17 protein-coding genes are annotated in these 18118 nt (G+C 61.5%); 14 read left to right on the top strand and 3 right to left on the bottom strand.

Annotated elements, in window-relative coordinates:
* Positions 1–150 precede the first annotated feature (150 nt).
* The 11 genes from PAF12_RS13510 to PAF12_RS13560 all read left to right on the top strand — a co-directional run bounded on the left by PAF12_RS13510 (position 151) and on the right by PAF12_RS13560 (position 10186).
* On the top strand, positions 151–1464 hold the full coding sequence (locus PAF12_RS13510) for a sugar ABC transporter substrate-binding protein (protein ID WP_271107501.1): 1314 nt from the start codon (positions 151–153) through the stop codon (positions 1462–1464).
* Positions 1465–1527: 63 nt separating this feature from the next.
* Entirely contained in the window at positions 1528–2424 is an 897-nt protein-coding gene (locus PAF12_RS13515) for a carbohydrate ABC transporter permease (RefSeq protein WP_271107503.1), read from the top strand.
* A gap of 2 nt (positions 2425–2426) precedes the next feature.
* Complete coding sequence (locus PAF12_RS13520) at positions 2427–3293, top strand: carbohydrate ABC transporter permease (RefSeq protein ID WP_271107504.1); 867 nt, start codon at positions 2427–2429, stop codon at positions 3291–3293.
* A 5-nt stretch (positions 3294–3298) separates the two neighbouring features.
* Positions 3299–4393 (top strand): ABC transporter ATP-binding protein, encoded by a 1095-nt coding sequence (locus PAF12_RS13525; RefSeq protein WP_271107506.1) that lies wholly within the window; start codon positions 3299–3301, stop codon positions 4391–4393.
* Positions 4393–5514, top strand: coding sequence for a mandelate racemase/muconate lactonizing enzyme family protein (locus PAF12_RS13530; RefSeq protein ID WP_271107508.1), 1122 nt, complete (start codon positions 4393–4395; stop codon positions 5512–5514). Before PAF12_RS13525 ends, PAF12_RS13530 begins: the two co-directional genes overlap by 1 nt.
* Positions 5511–5840, top strand: a complete 330-nt coding sequence (locus tag PAF12_RS13535) for an L-rhamnose mutarotase (RefSeq protein WP_271107510.1) — start codon at positions 5511–5513, stop codon at positions 5838–5840. The genes PAF12_RS13530 and PAF12_RS13535 overlap by 4 nt, the downstream gene beginning before the upstream one ends.
* Positions 5833–6885 (top strand): Gfo/Idh/MocA family protein, encoded by a 1053-nt coding sequence (locus PAF12_RS13540; protein WP_271107511.1) that lies wholly within the window; start codon positions 5833–5835, stop codon positions 6883–6885. Before PAF12_RS13535 ends, PAF12_RS13540 begins: the two co-directional genes overlap by 8 nt.
* Positions 6885–7334, top strand: a complete 450-nt coding sequence (locus PAF12_RS13545; RefSeq protein ID WP_271107512.1) for a MaoC/PaaZ C-terminal domain-containing protein — start codon at positions 6885–6887, stop codon at positions 7332–7334. The genes PAF12_RS13540 and PAF12_RS13545 overlap by 1 nt, the downstream gene beginning before the upstream one ends.
* Positions 7331–8053 (top strand): SDR family oxidoreductase, encoded by a 723-nt coding sequence (locus PAF12_RS13550; RefSeq protein WP_271107513.1) that lies wholly within the window; start codon positions 7331–7333, stop codon positions 8051–8053. The genes PAF12_RS13545 and PAF12_RS13550 overlap by 4 nt, the downstream gene beginning before the upstream one ends.
* Positions 8054–8066: 13 nt before the next feature.
* Positions 8067–8912, top strand: coding sequence for a fumarylacetoacetate hydrolase family protein (locus PAF12_RS13555; protein ID WP_271107514.1), 846 nt, complete (start codon positions 8067–8069; stop codon positions 8910–8912).
* Positions 8909–10186 carry an L-fuconate dehydratase gene (locus tag PAF12_RS13560; RefSeq protein ID WP_271107515.1) on the top strand — a complete coding sequence of 426 codons (1278 nt, stop codon included), beginning with the start codon at positions 8909–8911 and terminating at the stop codon, positions 10184–10186. The genes PAF12_RS13555 and PAF12_RS13560 overlap by 4 nt, the downstream gene beginning before the upstream one ends.
* Positions 10187–10235: 49 nt before the next feature.
* On the opposite strand, the gene PAF12_RS13565 is transcribed toward PAF12_RS13560, so the two are convergent.
* The gene (locus PAF12_RS13565; RefSeq protein WP_271107516.1) at positions 10236–10949 is read right to left on the bottom strand and encodes a peptidoglycan-binding protein; all 714 of its coding nucleotides are present in this window, start codon (positions 10947–10949) and stop codon (positions 10236–10238) included.
* Between the two features lie 152 nt (positions 10950–11101).
* On the opposite strand from PAF12_RS13565, the gene PAF12_RS13570 reads away from it, so the two are divergent.
* Genes PAF12_RS13570 through PAF12_RS13580 form a run of 3 tightly spaced genes read left to right on the top strand, consistent with a single transcriptional unit; the run spans position 11102 to position 16093 of the window.
* Positions 11102–12745: a hypothetical protein gene (locus PAF12_RS13570; RefSeq protein WP_271107517.1), complete on the top strand. Its 1644-nt coding sequence runs from the start codon at positions 11102–11104 to the stop codon at positions 12743–12745.
* Positions 12746–12768: 23 nt separating this feature from the next.
* Positions 12769–14046, top strand: a complete 1278-nt coding sequence (locus PAF12_RS13575) for a phosphatase PAP2 family protein (protein ID WP_271107518.1) — start codon at positions 12769–12771, stop codon at positions 14044–14046.
* Positions 14039–16093 (top strand): hypothetical protein, encoded by a 2055-nt coding sequence (locus PAF12_RS13580; protein WP_271107519.1) that lies wholly within the window; start codon positions 14039–14041, stop codon positions 16091–16093. The genes PAF12_RS13575 and PAF12_RS13580 overlap by 8 nt, the downstream gene beginning before the upstream one ends.
* A gap of 134 nt (positions 16094–16227) precedes the next feature.
* Here the strand turns inward: PAF12_RS13580 and PAF12_RS13585 are convergent, their stop codons facing one another.
* Both PAF12_RS13585 and PAF12_RS13590 read right to left on the bottom strand, forming a co-directional pair.
* Complete coding sequence (locus PAF12_RS13585) at positions 16228–17532, bottom strand: TRAP transporter large permease (RefSeq protein WP_271107520.1); 1305 nt, start codon at positions 17530–17532, stop codon at positions 16228–16230.
* On the bottom strand, positions 17532–18050 hold the full coding sequence (locus PAF12_RS13590) for a TRAP transporter small permease (protein ID WP_271107521.1): 519 nt from the start codon (positions 18048–18050) through the stop codon (positions 17532–17534). The genes PAF12_RS13585 and PAF12_RS13590 overlap by 1 nt, the downstream gene beginning before the upstream one ends.
* Positions 18051–18118 lie beyond the last annotated feature (68 nt).

Consider the following 18118-nt stretch of genomic DNA (forward strand, 5'->3'; position numbering starts at 1 on the left):
ACTCCATAAATAGGCACATTCATATACGACGGAATACCAAGATATTCCAGAAGTTTATTGACAGAAATCTGCTTTTGAATTTGTATGTAAACAGGATGCTTATAGGTGATGCTGCCAATCAAAGCCACCAGGCACCACAGGGAGGGTAAAATGAAACTGCTTACGACCATACCGCTTTTTGCAGGCGGCGCGCTCGCCGCCGGTATCGCCGGCGCACAGGATCTGCCGGGATCGTTCGACGGCGTGACCATTCAGGCCAAGCTGATCGGCGGCCAGCAATATGAGGCGCTTTATGCCCGCATCAATGAATGGCAGGAGGCCACGGGTGCGACGGTCGACGTGATCTCGAAGAAGAACCATTTCGAGCTTGATCGCGAAATCAAATCCGACATCGCGACCGGCCAGCTGGGCTGGTGCGTCGGCTCCAACCATTCGTCCTTCGCGCCGCAATATCCGGGCATTTATCAGGATCTCAGGGCGCTGCTGCCGGAGGATGCGCTTGCCGGTTTCGTGCCCGCGACGCTCGATGCCGCGACGCTGGACGACAAGCTGGTGATGCTGCCGCGCGCGCAGTTCGACGTATCTGCGGTGTATTATCAGAAATCGCTCTACGAGGATGAGGCGAACAAGACCGCGTTCCAGGAGGAATACGGCTATGAGCTCGCCCCGCCGGACAGCTGGGAGCAACTGGCGGATCAGGCGAAGTTCTTTGCCAACCCGCCGGATTTCTACGGCACCCAATATGCGGGCAAGGAAGAGGCCATTGCCGGGCGGTTCTATGAAATCCTGAAGGCCAATGGCGGCGAATTCCTCGATGCCGACGGCGCGCCGGCCTTCAATTCCGAAGCCGGGGTGGCGGCGTTGCAGTGGTTCGTCGATCTGTATGAGGCGAAGGCGGTGCCGAACGGGGTTCCGAATTACCTCTGGGACGATCTCGGGCAGGGCTTTGCCTCCGGCACGGTGGCAATCAACCATGACTGGCCGGGCTGGATGGGCTTCTTCAACGATCCCGAATCCAGCAAGATCGCCGGCAATGTCGGCGTCGCGCCGCCGCCGAAAGGCACGTCGGGCGCGCGCTCGGGCTGGTCGGGCTTCCACGGTTTCTCCGTCACCGAGGATTGCGCGAATGCGGATGCGGCGGCTTCCCTCGTCTGGTTCCTGACCAATGAGGACAGCCAGAAGCTGGAAAGCTCTGCCGGGCCGCTGCCGACGCGCAGCGCGGTCTGGGATTACATTATCGCGGAAGCCGAGGGCGATGATTATCGCAGCGAGGCGCTGCGTGCGTTCCAGATTGCCGCCGAAGGCGCCTATCCGGTGCCGCGCACGCCAAGCTGGATCGAGATCACCAATGTGGTCTACCCCGAGCTTCAGGCCGCGATCCTGGGCGACAAGACCGCGCAGGAAGCGCTCGATACCGCGGCTGAAGAGGCCACGATGATCCTTCAGGACGCCGGCGAGCTGTAAGCTTACCCCCCGCGGGGGCCGTATCCCGGCCCCCGCCCTTGCCCCTGATGTTCTGGAAAACAGATGAAGCCCTGGCGCTTACCACCCCATATATTGCTGCTTCTGCCGGCGATACTCATTCTGGCGGCCATCGTGGTCATTCCGCTGGCCCTGTCGCTCTGGTCCAGCCTCACCCCGTTCCGCCTCACGCGACCCGATACGATCTATACATTCATCGGTTTCAGGAATTACGCCCGGCTGCTGGCTGATGCGGAGTTCTGGTCGGCATTCGGGCGGACAGTGCTGCTGCTGACCGTGGCGCTCAATCTGGAAATGGTGCTGGGTCTCGGCCTTGCCATGCTGATCGAGCGGGCCAGCCGGGGACAGCGCATCCTGCGCACGATCATGATGTTTCCGATGATGTTCTCGCCGGTGCTGGTCGGGTTCCAGTTCAAATTCATGTTCAATGACAATGTCGGGCTGGTCAACAACGCGCTGCAATCGCTGGGCCTGACCGACCAGGCTATCCCGTGGCTGATCGACCAGAACCTCGCCTTCTTCTCGATCATGGTGGCGGAGATCTGGTCGTCGACGGCTGTATTCGCGATCTTCATTCTGGCCGGGCTGATGGCGATGCCGCGTGATCCGCTGGAGGCGGCGCGGGTGGATGGCTGCACGCCGTGGCAGACCTTCCGCTATGTGACATGGCCGTTCCTGATGCCGTTCGCCTTCATCGCCATGACCATCCGGTCGCTGGATGTCGCGCGGGCCTATGACATCATCAAGATCATGACCGATGGCGGCCCGGCACGGCGCACCGAGGTGCTGTGGACGCTGATTTCGCGGACCGCCTATTCGGATGCGAAGATGGGGATGGCCAATGCCATGGCCTATATCGCGATCCTTCTGTCCATCGTATTCACATTGCTGTTCTTCCGCCAGCTTTCCAAGGCGCGCGAACAGATTGCGGCGGAGTGGTAATCATGGACGCCAACAGATCCTCACGCATCAAGAAACAGATCACCCGCTGGGCGCTGAATTTCGCGCTGTTCCTCGCAATGGCGATCATCTGCCTGCCGGGGCTGTGGATCGTGCTGAACTCGCTCCGACCAACGGTCGAGATCATGGCCAAGCCGCCGGTCTGGATTCCGCGCGAGCTGAATTTCGATGCCTATGTCGCGATGTTCTCCGGCGTCGGTGCGGGCGGTATTCCGGTGCTGGAATATTTCCGCAACTCGATCATCATCGCCGTCACCTCGACGGTGATTGCGCTGACCATCGGGATGGCGGGCGGTTATGCCTTTGCCAGATACCGTTTCGCGGGAAAATCGGGCTGGTTTGTCGGGCTGATGCTGACGCGGACGGTGCCGGGCATTGCGCTGTCGCTGCCGCTGTTCTTCCTTTACGCGAAGATCGGTATCATCGACACGCATTTCGGGCTGATCCTGGCCTATGTCGCGATGAATGTGCCGTTCACCATCTGGTTGATCGACGGTTTCTTCCGGCAGGTGCCGAAGGATCTGGCTGAGGCGGCGCAGATTGACGGCTGCACTCGCTGGCAGGCCTTCTGGCGGGTGGAGTTTCCGCTTGCGCGACCGGGGATCGCGAGTGCGGGGATCTTTGCCTTTCTGACGGCGTGGAACGAATTCGCCCTCGCCTCGCAACTGACGCGTTCGACCAACAGCAAGACGCTGCCGGTCGGGCTTCTCGACTATACCGCCGAATTCACGATCGACTGGCGCGGCATGTGCGCGCTGGCCGTGGTCATGATCGTGCCGGCACTTCTTCTGACCTACGCAGTGCAGAAACATCTGGTTTCCGGCCTGACGTCGGGCGCAATCAAGGGATAACCGATATGGCCGATCTCAGGCTTTCGCAGCTGGACAAGCATTATGGCGCCTATCACGCGGTAAAGGGGTTGGATCTGGACGTGCATGACGGGGAGTTCGTCGCACTTGTCGGGCCATCCGGCTGCGGCAAATCGACGACGCTGCGGATGATCGCGGGGCTGGAGGAAATCTCCGGCGGCGACATCATCATTGGCGAGCGTGTGGTGAATGATCTGCCGCCGCGACAGCGCAATATCTCGATGGTGTTTCAGTCCTACGCGCTCTACCCGCATATGACCGTGCGCGAGAATATGGGCTTCACCCTGAAAATCGCCGGTCGCCCGGAGAAGGAGATAGAGGCGGCGGTTGCCGAGGCCGCCCGCGCGCTGGAGATCGAGCCGCTGCTGGACCGCCGCCCGGCCCAGCTTTCGGGCGGGCAGCGGCAGCGCGTGGCCATGGGACGCGCCATTGTGCGCGACCCGGATGTGTTCCTGTTCGATGAACCGCTGTCCAATCTCGACGCGAAGCTGCGCGGACAGATGCGCACGGAAATCAAGAAACTCCACGCGCGGCTCGGCGCGACGGTGGTTTACGTCACCCACGATCAGATCGAGGCGATGACGCTGGCCGACCGGATCGTCATCATGCGTGACGGGCTGATCGAACAGGCGGGCACCCCGGATCAGGTGTTCAATCTTCCCGCCACGCAGTTTGTCGCGGGCTTTATCGGCTCGCCGCCGATGAACATGGTGGAGGCTGATATCCGTGACGGGCAACTGCATTTCGCGGAAGGCGAGACGATGGCCGTGCCGGAACAGTTCCGCGCCACGGTACAGGACGGGCAGCGGGTGACATTCGGGCTGCGCCCGGACGACGTTTATCCGGTCGGCCACGGTCTGCATGTCGGTGAGGCGGTCGAGACAAGACCGATGGAGGTGCAACTGACCGAACCGCTCGGCAATGAGACGCTGTTGTTCGTCCGTTTCGGCGGCAAGGAATGGACCAGCCGGATGCTCAACCCCCGTGCGCTCGGGCGTCGGGAGGTGCTCGAATTCAATTTCGACATGTCACGCGCCCATCTGTTCGATGCGCAAAGCGGCCTGAGCCTGAGGGAAGCCTGATGGCCAGAATCGAACGCATCGAGATCGCGATGGTCGATCTCGCCCCCAAGGTTGAGCGTCAGGACGCGATCCAGAGCTTCGTGACCCAGGAAACCCCGCTGGTGACGATCACCGACAGCGACGGCGCACAGGGGACGGGGTATTCCTACACGATCGGTACGGGCGGTTCGTCGGTGATGCGGCTGCTGGCGGATCATCTTTGCCCCCGGATCATCGGTCGTGACGCGACGGAGGTGGAGGCGATCTGGCATGAGCTGGAGTTCATGACCCACGCCACCACCATCGGGGCCATCACCTCGATTGCGCTGGCCGCGATTGATACCGCGCTTTGGGATCTGCGCTGCCGCAAGGCGGGGCTGCCGCTGTGGCGGATGGCAGGCGGCGCGCGGCGCTCCGCACCCTGCTACACGACCGAGGGCGGCTGGCTGCATCTGCCGGTTGAGACCATCGTGGAGGATGCGCTGAACGCGAAATCGCTGGGCTTCACCGGCTCCAAGGTGAAGATCGGCAGGCCGGTGCTGGCCGATGATGTCGCGAGGCTCTCGGCGCTGCGCGAGGCTGTGGGCGATGATTACGAGATCATGACCGACGCCAATCAGGGCTTTGCCCGCGACACGGCGCGCCGTCGGGCCGACGCTCTGGCACCGTTCGGGCTGGCCTGGATCGAAGAGCCGCTGCCTGCCGATGACATTGCCGGGCATGTCGCGCTGGCGCAGGCTTCGGCAACCCCGATTGCGATTGGTGAATCGCTCTATTCCATCCGCCATTTCGCTGAATATGCCGCGCGCGACGCCTGCGGTATCATTCAGGTCGATGCGGGCCGGATCGGCGGGATCACGCCGTGGCTGAAGGTCGCGCATATGGCCGAGGGCTTCGATATTCCGGTCTGTCCGCATTTCCTGATGGAGCTGCATGTCAGCCTTGTCTGCGCGGTGCAGAATGGCCGCTACGTCGAATATATCCCGCAGCTGGACGAGATCACCCAGACCGGGCTGACCATCACCGATGGACAGGCAATCGCGCCCGAGACGCCGGGGCTTGGCATCGACTGGGACTGGGACGCGATCAACAGCCGGGCGATTTCCGAATTCACGCAAACCATTACCGAGGCTTCGACATGATCCGCATGGGCTCCGTCATCGCGCTCCGCCCCGAGAAGATCGCGGAATACAAGGAACTCCACGCCGCCGCATGGCCGGGTGTGCTGAAGACCATCACCACCTGCAATATCAGGAATTATGTGATCTATCTGCGGGAGCCGGAAAATCTGCTGTTCTCGCATTTCGAATATCACGGCACCGATTGGGAGGCCGATCAGGCCAAAATGGCCGCCGATCCGGTGACGCAGGATTGGTGGGCCGTGTGCAAGCCCTGTCAGCGCCCGCTGGACAGCGCCGCAGACGGCGAATGGTGGGCGCCGATGGAGGAGGTCTTTTTCCATGAGTGACGCCCGCCCCTCTGACCTGCGCCAGCACTGGCCGGAACCGGCGACGAAGCGGCCCATTGTGATATTCGGCGCAGGTTCCATCGTCAGCGATGCGCATCTGCCCGCCTATGCGAAGGGCGGGTACGAGATTGCCGGCATCTATGATCCCGATCAGGACAAGGCGGCCTCGCTCGGGCATCGCGTGTTTTCCTCCGTTCAGGAAGCCGCGTCGGTCAAGGGCGCGGTGTTCGATCTGGCGACGCCACCCAAGGCCCATGCGGGGATCCTGTCGGCGCTGCCCGAAGGCGCGCCCGCCCTGATCCAGAAACCGATGGGGATGGAGCTTGCCGGGGCGACGGAGATCCTGTCGATCTGCCGTGACCGCAAGCTGTTGACAGCCGTCAACTTTCAGCTTCGTTTCGCGCCGATGATGGTCGCCTTGCAGGACGCGGTCGCGCGCGGCTGGCTGGGCGAGATCGTCGATGTGGAGATGCATGGCGTGATGGCGACCCCGTGGAGCCTCTGGCAGTTCCTCGACGGGTTGCCGCGGATCGAGATCACCATGCATTCGATCCATTACCTCGACAGTATCCGTATGTTGCTGGGCGATCCGGCAGGCGTTCACGCGAAAACCATCGGCCATCCGGGCCATGCGGTCGCGCAGACCAGAACATCGGCGATACTGGATTACGGCGACCGCATGCGCTGCACCTTGTCGGTCAATCACGACTGGAATTTCGGCCGCCCGCATCAGGCCTGCGAAATGCGCGTCGCGGGGACCGAAGGTGCCGCCTATCTGAAATTCGGCGTCAATCTGGACTACCCGAAGGGGGAGCCGGATATTCTTCAGATCCGCCCCAAAGACGGCGAGTGGATGGATGTTCCCCTGTCGGGATCATGGTTCCCTGACGCCTTCACGGGCCGGATGCATAATCTGCAACGCGCCGTATCGGGCGATGAGGATCTCATTTCGCCGGTCGAGGACGGCTGGAAAACCATGGCTCTGGTCGAGGCGGCATATGCGTCGTCGGCGCGTCCGGCCACGCCGATTGAAGGACTCCCATAATGGAAATCACGCGCTACTTTGAAGATATCGAGATCGGCGAAAGCCGCGAGACCTTCGGGCGGACCATCACCGAGACCGATTTTGTCGTCCATGCCGGGCATACCGGCGATTTCTTCCCGCATCACATGGACGCCGAGTTCATGGCGAAAAGCGAATTCGGGCAGCGCATCGCGCATGGCACGATGGTCTTCGCCATCGGCATCGGGCTGACGGCGACGGTCATCAACCCGGTTGCGTTCTCTTACGGCTACGACCGGCTGCGCTTCGTGAAGCCGGTGTTTATCGGTGATACGATCCGCACCCGCGTCACCGCCGCCCGCAAGGAGGACGATCCCAAACGCGCCAATGTCGGGCGTCTGTTTGAAAAGGTCGAAGTGCTGAACCAGAATGACCAGGTCGTGCTGGTCTGCGAACATATCTATGTCATCGAAAGGAAGGAGGCGGCATGACCGACCTTACCGGACAGACGGTCCTCATCACCGCAGCCGCTCAGGGCATTGGCCGCGCCACGGCGCTTGCATTCGCCCGTGCCGGTGCCACCGTACACGCGACCGACATCAACGAGGCCGGGCTGGCGGGGCTGGAGGGGATCACGACGCATAGGCTGGATGTGCTGAACGCCGATGCCGTCAACGCTTTGGTGGGCGAGATCGGGCGGGTGGATATCCTGTTCAACTGCGCGGGCTTCGTCCATGCCGGTAATGTGCTGGAGATGAGCGATGCGGATTTCGACTTTGCCGTCGATCTGAACGTGAAATCCATGATCCGCACCATCCGCGCCGTGCTGCCCGGCATGGTAAAGCAGGGCGGGGGCTGCATTATCAATATGAGCTCGGTCGCGAGTTCGATCAAAGGCGTGCCGAACCGCTTCGCCTATTCGACCACCAAGGCCGCCGTTCTTGGTCTGACCAAGGCAGTCGCCGCCGATTTCGTCGCCAGCAATGTGCGCTGCAACGCGATCTGCCCCGGCACCGTGCAGTCGCCGTCGCTGGATGAGCGGTTGGCGGCGACCGGCGATTATGACAAGGCGCGCAGCGATTTCATTGCGCGTCAGCCCATGGGACGGATTGGCACGGCCGAGGAAATCGCCGATCTCGCCGTGTATCTGGCGGGGGCAAGCTATACCACAGGACAGGCTGTCTGCATCGACGGCGGCTGGACCATTTGAGAAAGGACAGGCCATGAAACTTGTACGTTTTGGAGAGAACGGCGCAGAAAAGCCCGGCATCATCGACGCCGAGGGGCGCATCCGCGACCTGTCCGGCCATATCGGTGACGTTGCTGGCGACGCGATTGATCCCGACCGGCTGCGCGAGCTTGCCGGGCTGGATACCGCCACGCTGCCTCTGGTCGAGGGCAATCCGCGGCTCGGGCCTTGTGTCGCTGGCACCGGGAAGTTCATCTGCATCGGGCTGAACTATTCCGATCACGCCGCCGAAACCGGGGCGGAGGTTCCGAAAGAGCCGATCATCTTCATGAAGGCGACTTCCGCGATCTGCGGGCCGAACGATCCGATTGTCATCCCGCGCGGTTCGGAGAAGACCGACTGGGAGGTCGAGCTGGCCGTCATCATTGGCCGTCACGCGAAATATGTGAGCGAGGCGGACGCGCTCGATTACGTTGCCGGTTACGCAGTCACGAATGACGTGTCTGAGCGGACCTTTCAGATCGAGCGTTCGGGCCAGTGGACCAAGGGCAAAAGCTGCGACAATTTCGGACAGATCGGGCCGTGGCTGGTGACGAAGGATGAAATCGCAGATCCGCAGAATCTGAAAATGTGGCTCAAGGTGAATGGCGAGACGATGCAGGACGGCAGTTCCGCGACGATGGTGTTCGGCGTGGCGCAGCTTGTCAGCCATCTGTCGCAATTCATGTCGCTTCATCCCGGCGATGTGATTTCGACCGGCACCCCGCCGGGCGTTGGCCTCGGGATGAAACCGCCGCGCTATCTCAAGGCTGGCGATGTCGTCGAACTGGGGATCGAGGGGCTGGGTCAGCAGCGTCAGGACGTGGTGGCCGACACATGAAGATCACCGGGCTTCGGACCCATGATCTGAGGTTCCCGTCTGAAGGCGCGCTTGACGGGTCGGACGCGATGAACCCCGATCCGGTCTATTCCGCCGCCTATGTGGTTCTGGAAACCGATGCCGGGATCGAAGGTCACGGGCTGACCTTCACCATCGGGCGCGGAAATGAGCTGTGCGTGGCCGGGATCGAGGCGCTTGCCCCCCGTGTCGTCGGGCTCGATCTGGACTGGATCCGCGATGATCCGGGCCGGTTCTGGCGTCACGTCACCGGCGACAGCCAGCTTCGCTGGGTCGGTCCCGACAAGGGGGTGATCCATCTGGCGACCGGGGCGGTCGTGAATGCGGTCTGGGATCTCTGGGCGCGGGCGGAGAAGAAACCGGTCTGGCAGCTGGTCGCTGACATGTCGCCTGCAGAACTGCTGAAAATCGTCGATTTCCGCTACATTACCGATGCGATCACGCCGGATGAGGCCTTGGCGCTTCTGGAAGCGGCGGCGGATGGCAAGGCCGCGCGCATGTCCGAACTGCGGCAGAACGGCTATGCCTGCTACACCACCTCGGCCGGTTGGCTGGGTTATCCCGACGACAAGCTGCGCCGCCTGTGCCGCGAGGCGCGCGACGAGGGGTTCACCCATGTGAAGATGAAGGTCGGGCATAATCTGGACGACGATATCCGCAGGCTGAGCATCGCGCGCGAAGAGCTGGGGCCGGAGATCACGCTGATGATCGACGCCAATCAGGTCTGGGAGGTCGGACAAGCGATCGACTGGGTCAAACGGCTGAGCTTTGCCGATCCGTTCTTCATCGAGGAGCCGACCTCGCCTGACGACGTGCTCGGCCATCGCACCATTCGCGAAGCGGTTGCCCCGGTCAGGGTCGCGACCGGGGAGATGTGTCAGAACCGGATCATGTTCAAGCAGTTCATCACCGGCGGCGCGATTGATGTGGTCCAGATCGATGCCTGTCGCTTGGGCGGTCTGAACGAGGTGCTGGCGGTTCAGCTTATGGCGGCGAAATACGGGCTGCCGGTCTGGCCGCATGCGGGCGGCGTGGGCCTGTGCGAATATGTGCAGCATCTGTCGATGATCGATTATGTCGCGGTCTCGGGCACGAAACAGGGCCGGGTGATCGAGTTCGTGGACCATCTGCACGAACATTTCACCGATCCCTGCATTGTGCGAAACGGTGCTTACATGACCCCGGAGCAGCCCGGATTCTCCATTCGGATCAAGGACGAAACGCTAACCCGCTTCGCGCAGCCGGGCCGACCCTGATCGTCGGAAGCGCCGCGCGGAAAACGGATATGCGCGGCGCTGGCCCGGATCAGATCACGCGATCCGGCCACGCGGGTTTGGCATCGCTGTCCACCCCGCCTTTGTTTGAGGACATCCCGGCAAGCAGCTTACCGTTTTGCCCACGCCTCGCGCGGCGCACGCCAAGCACTTGGGAGGCCGGGTGACCGGCGACGGAAACCGATTGGAACTGATTGCCGCCGAGAACAAGGATATCCTCGTCATGATCGCCCATGTAGAAACCGACATGGCCCTTCCAGCTGCTTGGATCCTCGCGCCAGAAAATGACCAGATCGCCAACCCGGATTTCCGCCATGTCAACACTCTGGCCGAACCCGAGATAGGCGCGCGGGCTCATCAGCTTGACCGGTAATTCGGCACCCGGGATCGCCCGATGAATGCAATGGGCCACGAATAAGCTGCTCCACGCAACGGGATCGCCGTCATAGTCCGTCCCCAATTCCTCCGCCCATTCCATGATCGTGGGATTATTGGCGGTGCCGGGGATTTCTTCCAAAGCGACGAAGCTCAGGCCCAGATGAACATGGGCGGGCCATGTTTCCGGCTTCACCATCTTGGTGTAAAGATCGACCAGCGCGGTCGATATCTGGCCATCGACCACCAGCCCATTGCGTTTCTGAAACGCCCGGATCGCAGCGCGTGTCTTTGGCCCGAGAAGTCCGTCAAGGGGGCCCGGATTGAAGCCGAGTCGTCTCAGAAAAATCTGAAGATGGTAAACTAACATGGCTTGCTCCGTTTTGCGTTTGCCATGTCCAACCTGTCGCTCGGGCGTATACGCCGCGCCAAGCATTCGTGAATCTACCGTTAGAAATATCCGTCAGCCAAGAATGGAGCCATAATTGAGGCTATAATGGGGGCGTCGTTTGGAGAGTTATGATGTTTAAACTTCACCTTTTCGGACCGTTTCAGCTTCTGTCGCCCAAAACCGGGGCGATCACCCTCGGCACGAAACTTCAGGCGCTTCTGGCATTGCTTGCCACAGATGAAAATGGCACCAGAACAAGGGCTTATTTGCGTGCCATGCTTTGGGAGAACAGCGACCCGGACCATGCCGGGGCTTCGCTGCGCGGCGCGCTGACGAGCCTGAGAAGTACATTAAACAAGGACGCCGATATAATAAATGCGAATCGGGAGCGGGTCTTTCTTGACCTGAGCCGCATTAAGGTCGTTTCAGGAACACCCGGGGCCATTTTTCTGGAGGGGCTGGATATTCCCGGCGTGGAGGCATTCGAGGAATGGCTGACGCAGATGCGCAGGCAACAGGCGGTCATCCCGGCGAAAACCGCGAATATTGTACCGATACGGCCTGAAACCACCTCTGCCGGTCTGCTTCCGCGCGTCGCGGTGATCCCGTTTCAGCTTCGCAACCACGATCCCGCGTTCGAGATATTTGGCGACATTATCGCCGAGGAAATGACGCGAAATCTTGCCGCTTCATCGCTGATGAGCGTGATTTCACATCTTTCGACGCGGAAAATGTCGGGGCATTCGCATCGGCTCGACGCAATCCGCCGGTCGCTGGGATGCGATTATCTCATTTCGGGGTCCATCGTGTCTGTCGGGGCGACGTCACGCCTGCTGGTCACGTTTCATGACGCGGGCAAGGGCACGGTGCTCTGGACGGACAGTTTTACGGAAAACAACGCGGCAATCATTCGTGGCGAATCCGAGGTGCTGCGTGAAATCGTTCAGCGCGTCCAGCGGTCCATTCTGAGCCAGACAGCCGCCGAGCTGGAAACACGGCATCTTCTGACAGCGCCGGCGTTTCGCCTGCTTATCGGCGGGATCAATAATCTTCACACCCATCTGCCGGATAATTTCAGCAAGGCGCAGACCTATCTGGAGGCGGCCTGCAAAGCCTGTCCGAAACACCCGCTGCCGATTGCGTGGCTGGCCTTCTGGCATTGGATGTCGGCGCAGAACGGCTTCAGCAGCGACCGGAAACAAGCATCCGAGAAATCTCGCGTTCTGGCTGCGGAGGCGATCGACCGCGATCCGTCATGCGCAGTTGCACGCGCGACCGTGGCAATGAATTACAGCCATATCCTGCGCGATTTCGATCTGGCCTCCGATGCCTATGAAAAGGCGCGCATCTGGGCGCCGAACGAGCCTTTGAGCGCGCTTCTCGATGGTGCGATGCAGGCATTTATCGGCCACAGCGCACAGGCCATATGTCTCACCGAAAAGGCACGGGCGCTGTCACCGCTGGATCCGCAGAAATATTATCTCGATCTGATTACCGGCACGGCACATCTGACCGGCGGGGACGCGCAGAAGGCTCTGGATCTCGCGGTCAGTTCGCTTGATCTCAATCCGCATTATGCCTCCACGCATCGTCTGAAGATCATTTCACTTTCGGCCTTGGGACGCGAGGAAGAGGCGCAGAACGCCGGGCGGGACTATCTGGCGCTTGATCCGGAATTTTCGGTCACACGCTACGCACAGACCCATCCGGCCTGCACCGGCGAGGTCGGCAAGTACTGGGTCGAGATGCTCCGCACGGCGCGGCTTCCGGAATAGATTCATTAACGAGGAGAAATATTGTGGCATATCTCGCGCATCTGGGTGGTACGGGCGGCACCGGGGGAACAGGTGGCACTGGTGGGACCGGCGGAACGGGCGGTACCGGAGGCACCGGCGCCGCGCAGACATCCGGGATGGAGCTGGGTCTGCCTGTCTATGGCGGCGTAACGCCTTACTCGGCGGCGCTCTCCTCCGGGATCATGACCGCGCAGCAGCAGATTTCCTATCAATGGTGGGAGCATATTCATTGCCCGGCCACCCCGGAATCGCCGCAGGATGCGTTTAAAGCGTCCTCGCCCTGGGTTCGGCACGTTATCGTCATGGATGAATTGCTTGGCATATTCCGTGTGAAATCCGGCAGCGGTTTTTCGGACAGCGAGAAACAATCGCGGGATGCCTCGCTTTTCGTGAACGGCCAGAACGTGATGCAGATCGACTGGAGCCATAGCGACTGGCATCCGACCGGCCAGAACGGGAAGCCGACAGCATTCGCGGAAAAGATGGAAAAGCAGCTTATGTCGGTCGTGGACTACGCGGCGCTGCGCGGCGACAGGTTCAATGAGATCCATACCCAGCTCGGCTTTCCGACGCCGTATTTCGGCACCATTCTCGGCCTGCATCCGGAGCGGCATAAATACACGCTGGAAGTCATTTCGCTGGCGCAGAACCTCGGCGCCAGCCTTGCCATGCGGTTCAAGAACTACTTCGGTCTGTTCAGGCCCGACCGGATGAGCGCGGCGCTTAATCCGATGATCCCGACACCGGGTCATCCGAGTTTCCCGGCGGCCCACGCGGTCGAGGCTTATGTGGTCGCCCATCTGGTACCGCATCTGATGCCGCCGAAGCAGCCCGCCGACCGCACCGTCGCGCTGCGTAATGCATTGCACCAGCAGGCGGCACGGATCACCGAAAACCGTGTCGTTGCGGGCGTCCATTACCCGATCGACTGCTTCGTCGGCGGGCATCTGGGCGCTCAGCTTGGCGCGATCATGGCGGCGGTTGCGGGTGGTCTCGACAAATCTACCAAGCTTTACTCGGGTCGCATTTCCGTGCCGGATCACATGGGCCACGAAAGGCTCGATCTTCCTGTCGCGCACAAGATCACCGGCTGGCTCGGGGAACGCGGCGGCCATCATCGGCGCGATGAAGGCGTGGACGAGGCGCGAAAGGGGAAGAATGACGGAGACCACAAACCAGCGGAAATCTACTCCGACGACGCCATGAACATCGCCCCGGACGCACCATATCTGGCCGAGATGTGGCGCCTCGCTTCGGCTGAATGGGTGCGTGATGTCTAAGATCCCGTCACGCGACGCAATCGCTGCGTGGATGATGGACCCCGAGGGCGGCGGACGATATCTGCCGCCACGGCGCGGCGGGTATCAATCCGGCGACACCCAATCCGGTCCCGAATATTTCGGCGTTCTGATGACCGAAGGCACCCCGCCATCGCCCCCGACCCTGTCGGTAGGCGGGAAATGCATGTGTATTTTGCATCATCGGGCAATGATCCCGCACCATGACCGCGATGCCGCGCGGGATACGCCTCATGCGCAAATCGGGGATCACCATCCTTGCGACGCCAATTCGCTTGTCGTCCCCCTCCCCCTGACCCGGCGCGAGATCGTTCCGACGGCTGAGCCGCAAGAGGAGATACCTAACGCGCAGCCATTCCCGGAAGGCACAGTGATTCACGCTGTGATCGACGATACGATCCTGCCAATCAATCATCATACCCGTAACGCCGATGGCAGCACCCGCTTTGCCGCGATCTGGCATCAGGACGGACCCGGCGCAGGCCAAACGCATCCGTATCAATTCGGTCGCGTCTGGTATGCCGCTGAGATCAACGATCTGCTGCGCCTGCCGCCTGCTGAAATCCGGCGGAGGTTTGGCCATGATGTGCGTCGCGAGACAGGGATGCCGACGGGCCTGCTCCCGGTTTCGCATGGTGGTGCTGTGGTGGACATTTTCGCCGGCACGGACCGGATCGCAACCGATGGACCGCCGATCATCGGGGTGCAGCTTCCGGCGCAGGTTTTCTGGGATTCAGCCGGTCTCGCGCTTGGGTTCTTCGTGGCGAGCGCGCTGAACTTCATCCTGGAAACGGCCAAGCGGATCGGTGGTGCCAAGGCCCCGGTCGTGATCAATTTCAGCTACGGCATGACCGCCGGTCCGCATGATGGCACGAGCTATGTCGAACAGATGATCGACGCGATGCTGGTCGAACGCCGCAAGACTGCGGCGACGGAGTTGGTACTGCCGGTCGGTAACAGCTATACCGAACGGCGAAGCTGGAGCCAGACCGGGCAATCCGTCGCGTTTCAGCTCGATATGCCGCCCGGACGCAGCAAGCCCAGCTTCATGGAGATCTGGCTGCGTCAACCCGAACCGCGCGACGATAGATCCATCGGTCTGACGATTTGCGGTCCGCGCATTTCGGGGGCCCGTCGCGTGACCCTCTGCCCCGGAGAGTTCAGCGATCTGCTGGACGATGACGGGCGCGCAGTTGGCAGGGTTGCCTATGAACATAACCCGGCCATCTCGCAGGAACATGGCCGCCATCGTGTCGCGTTTATGCTGGCACCGACATGCTGGCCCGACCGGCGCGATCCGGTGGCCGCAGCGGGCCTGTGGAAGATCGGCCTTGCGACGGCAACGACGGACACCTTTGAAGCATGGCTGCAGCGGGACGACGACCCGGTCGGCTTTCCCGCCACATCGGTGACGCCGCGTTTCCGCTATCCCGACAAGCAGACCATGCTCAGCCAGCGCCGCTTTACCGCATCGGCCAAGGTGACGGGCCGGGAGACGATCATCTGTGGCGGGGTCCGCCTGTCCGACGGGCGGACGGCACCTTATTCGGCGAGCTACGATCCCGATGCGCCGCAGCAGCGCGCCGACCGGACAGATCAAATCATGGCTGCGACGATTTCTGAAAGCTCACCCGCTCTGCCGGGTCTGCGCGCCGCCGCCAATATCAGCGGGCGGGGCGGAAGCCTAAGCGGCACTTCCGCTGCCGCCCCGCTTCTGGCGAGGAAACTGGCCCAGCTTCTGAAGCCTTTGCCGTGTCGGCACGAGGGTGGCGAGGCGCCTGATGCGCGTAAGGCGCTGATGGACCTGCTGAAACCCGGTGGCAATATGGCGCTGCCGGACCGGCTTGCGCCGGGAGCAACCCGGACCCGTCCGGGTCATGTCTCCCTGGACGAATGGATTGGTGTTCCGCCCGGCGGTCGCAAGACGCTGGGCTGGACCGGAGAACCTGCGGAGTATTCTCAGTCCCGGATTGGGCAGGGTGTGCATGTGCCCAAGGGCGCTGAGTTACGCAGGATTTGGCGGCGATGACAATGTGCTGTATCGCGGACCTCCCGGGCCGCGGTTATCGTTTCGCTGAATGAATGGCCCCGTTCGTATCTTTGCGAGCGGGGCCATTTGTCGGTGCCGCAGCGCCTATCGACGCGCAGCGGAACGCACCTCCATCATGGAATCCCCATCAAAACGCGGGGCAGAAACAGCGCGATGTCCGGGATATAAGTGACCAGCAGCACAACCGGCAGATGACCGACCAGCATGAATTTGAGCGTCGGCTTGATATACTGATCAATCGTCTGGCCGCCGATGGCCCCGGACATGAACAAAAGGGGCGCACAGGGCGGCGTCACATTCCCCAGCCCGAGATTCGTTCCGACGATTGCCGCAAAATGGATCGGGTGAATGCCCATTTCATTGGTGACCGGCAACAACACGATCGCCGCCAGAACCGCGCCTGCCGTGTCGTCAACCAGCATGCCCAGCAGCAGGAGCAATATGTTGATCATCATCAGGATGACATATCTGTTGTCTGAGAGGGACAGCATGAAATCGGCGATTTCGCGCGGGATATTCTCCTGCACCATCGCGCGGCTCATGATGAACAGAAAGAACAGCATCATCATGATCGCGCCGGTATTGCGCGATCCCTCGACCAGTGCCGCCGTCGTCGTCCGCAGGTTTAGGCCCTTGTAGATGACGAACCCGACCGGCAGCGTATAGACGAGCGCCACAGCCGCGGCTTCGGTCGGCGTAAAGATGCCCCCGTAAATCCCGCCCAGCATAATGCCGGGCATGAGCAGCGCCCAGAATGCGCTTTTGGTTGCGCTGCCGATCTTGCGGACACGATCCGGCAATGCCAGTTTCGGCTCCACCTCCAGATCCCGAAAACCGCGCGCCTGCACCAGATTGGTCACGATATAGATCCCCATGATCAGAAGCCCGGGGATGATCGTCGACAGGAAGCAGGCGGCGACAGATAACCCGCCGGTGATCGCGAACAGGATCATCGCCACGCTTGGCGGGATGAGGATTGCGAGGACCGAGGAACAGGCCACCAGCGCGACGGCATAGGCGCGCGGATAGCCGGCATCGACCATCCGGGGGATCATGATCGACCCGATGGCCGCAATCGCCGATGACCCGCTGCCCGCAATCGCGCCGAATAGCGCGCAGGTCACGATGGTCACTGCGCCAAGCCCGCCCCGGATCGAGCCGACGAAGGCATTCACGAAGCGGACGAGCTGATCGGAAATCCCGCTCGCCCCCATGAGGGACCCCGCAATGACGAAAAGCGGCAGCGCCAGAAGCGCGAACCCGCTTTCCTGCTGATAGGCATAGGGGATCAGAAACTCGATATCGCGCCCGGTCATCACGGCGATGAGAAACGCGGCCAGCCCGAACACAAACGCGACCGGCACTTCAAGCAGCAGAAGGACGACAATGACGACAAGCGCGAGAACCACTGCAGACATCAGACGGCCTCTTTCCCGGTGCCCCGGCAGGACCGGAAATCGCGGATGGTCTGCATCATGAGGAAGAAGACGATCAGGGCGAAGCCAGCCACCATACCGGCAACCCAAAGCATGCGCGGCCATTGCAGATAGGTGCTTTTCCGCCCCTTCTCCATCGTGAACCAGCCATATTGCCATGCGTAGTAAAATGCGACCGACGCCACGAACAGGCATACCGCCGAGCCCATGAACCGGACATACCGGCGATGCCTTTCACGCGTGACGATCAGGTCTAGCGCGCCGCCGCAGATATGCGCACGCGTGCCTGTCACATAGGCCCCGCTCATGAAATAAAGCCAGATGCCCAGCAGAGCCGCAGCTTCCTCGATCGCCAGGAACGGGTTCGACATTCCGTAGCGCATGATCACCGTGGCCAGGATCAGCAGCGCCAGCGACAACCCGAAAAATACCATTGCACCCTTGAGAACCACCAGCAGCCATCTTTCAGCGGCTGTTTCAGCGTTCGCCCGATCGGACATATTTCCTCGGTCGTTTGAAATCATGGGTGAACTGCCCGGGGTTAGGACACCCGGGCAGTCGGACGATT

Origin of the sequence: Paracoccus sp. SCSIO 75233 (genome assembly GCF_027912675.1) — a bacterium.
Taxonomy (GTDB): Bacteria; Pseudomonadota; Alphaproteobacteria; order Rhodobacterales; family Rhodobacteraceae; genus Paracoccus.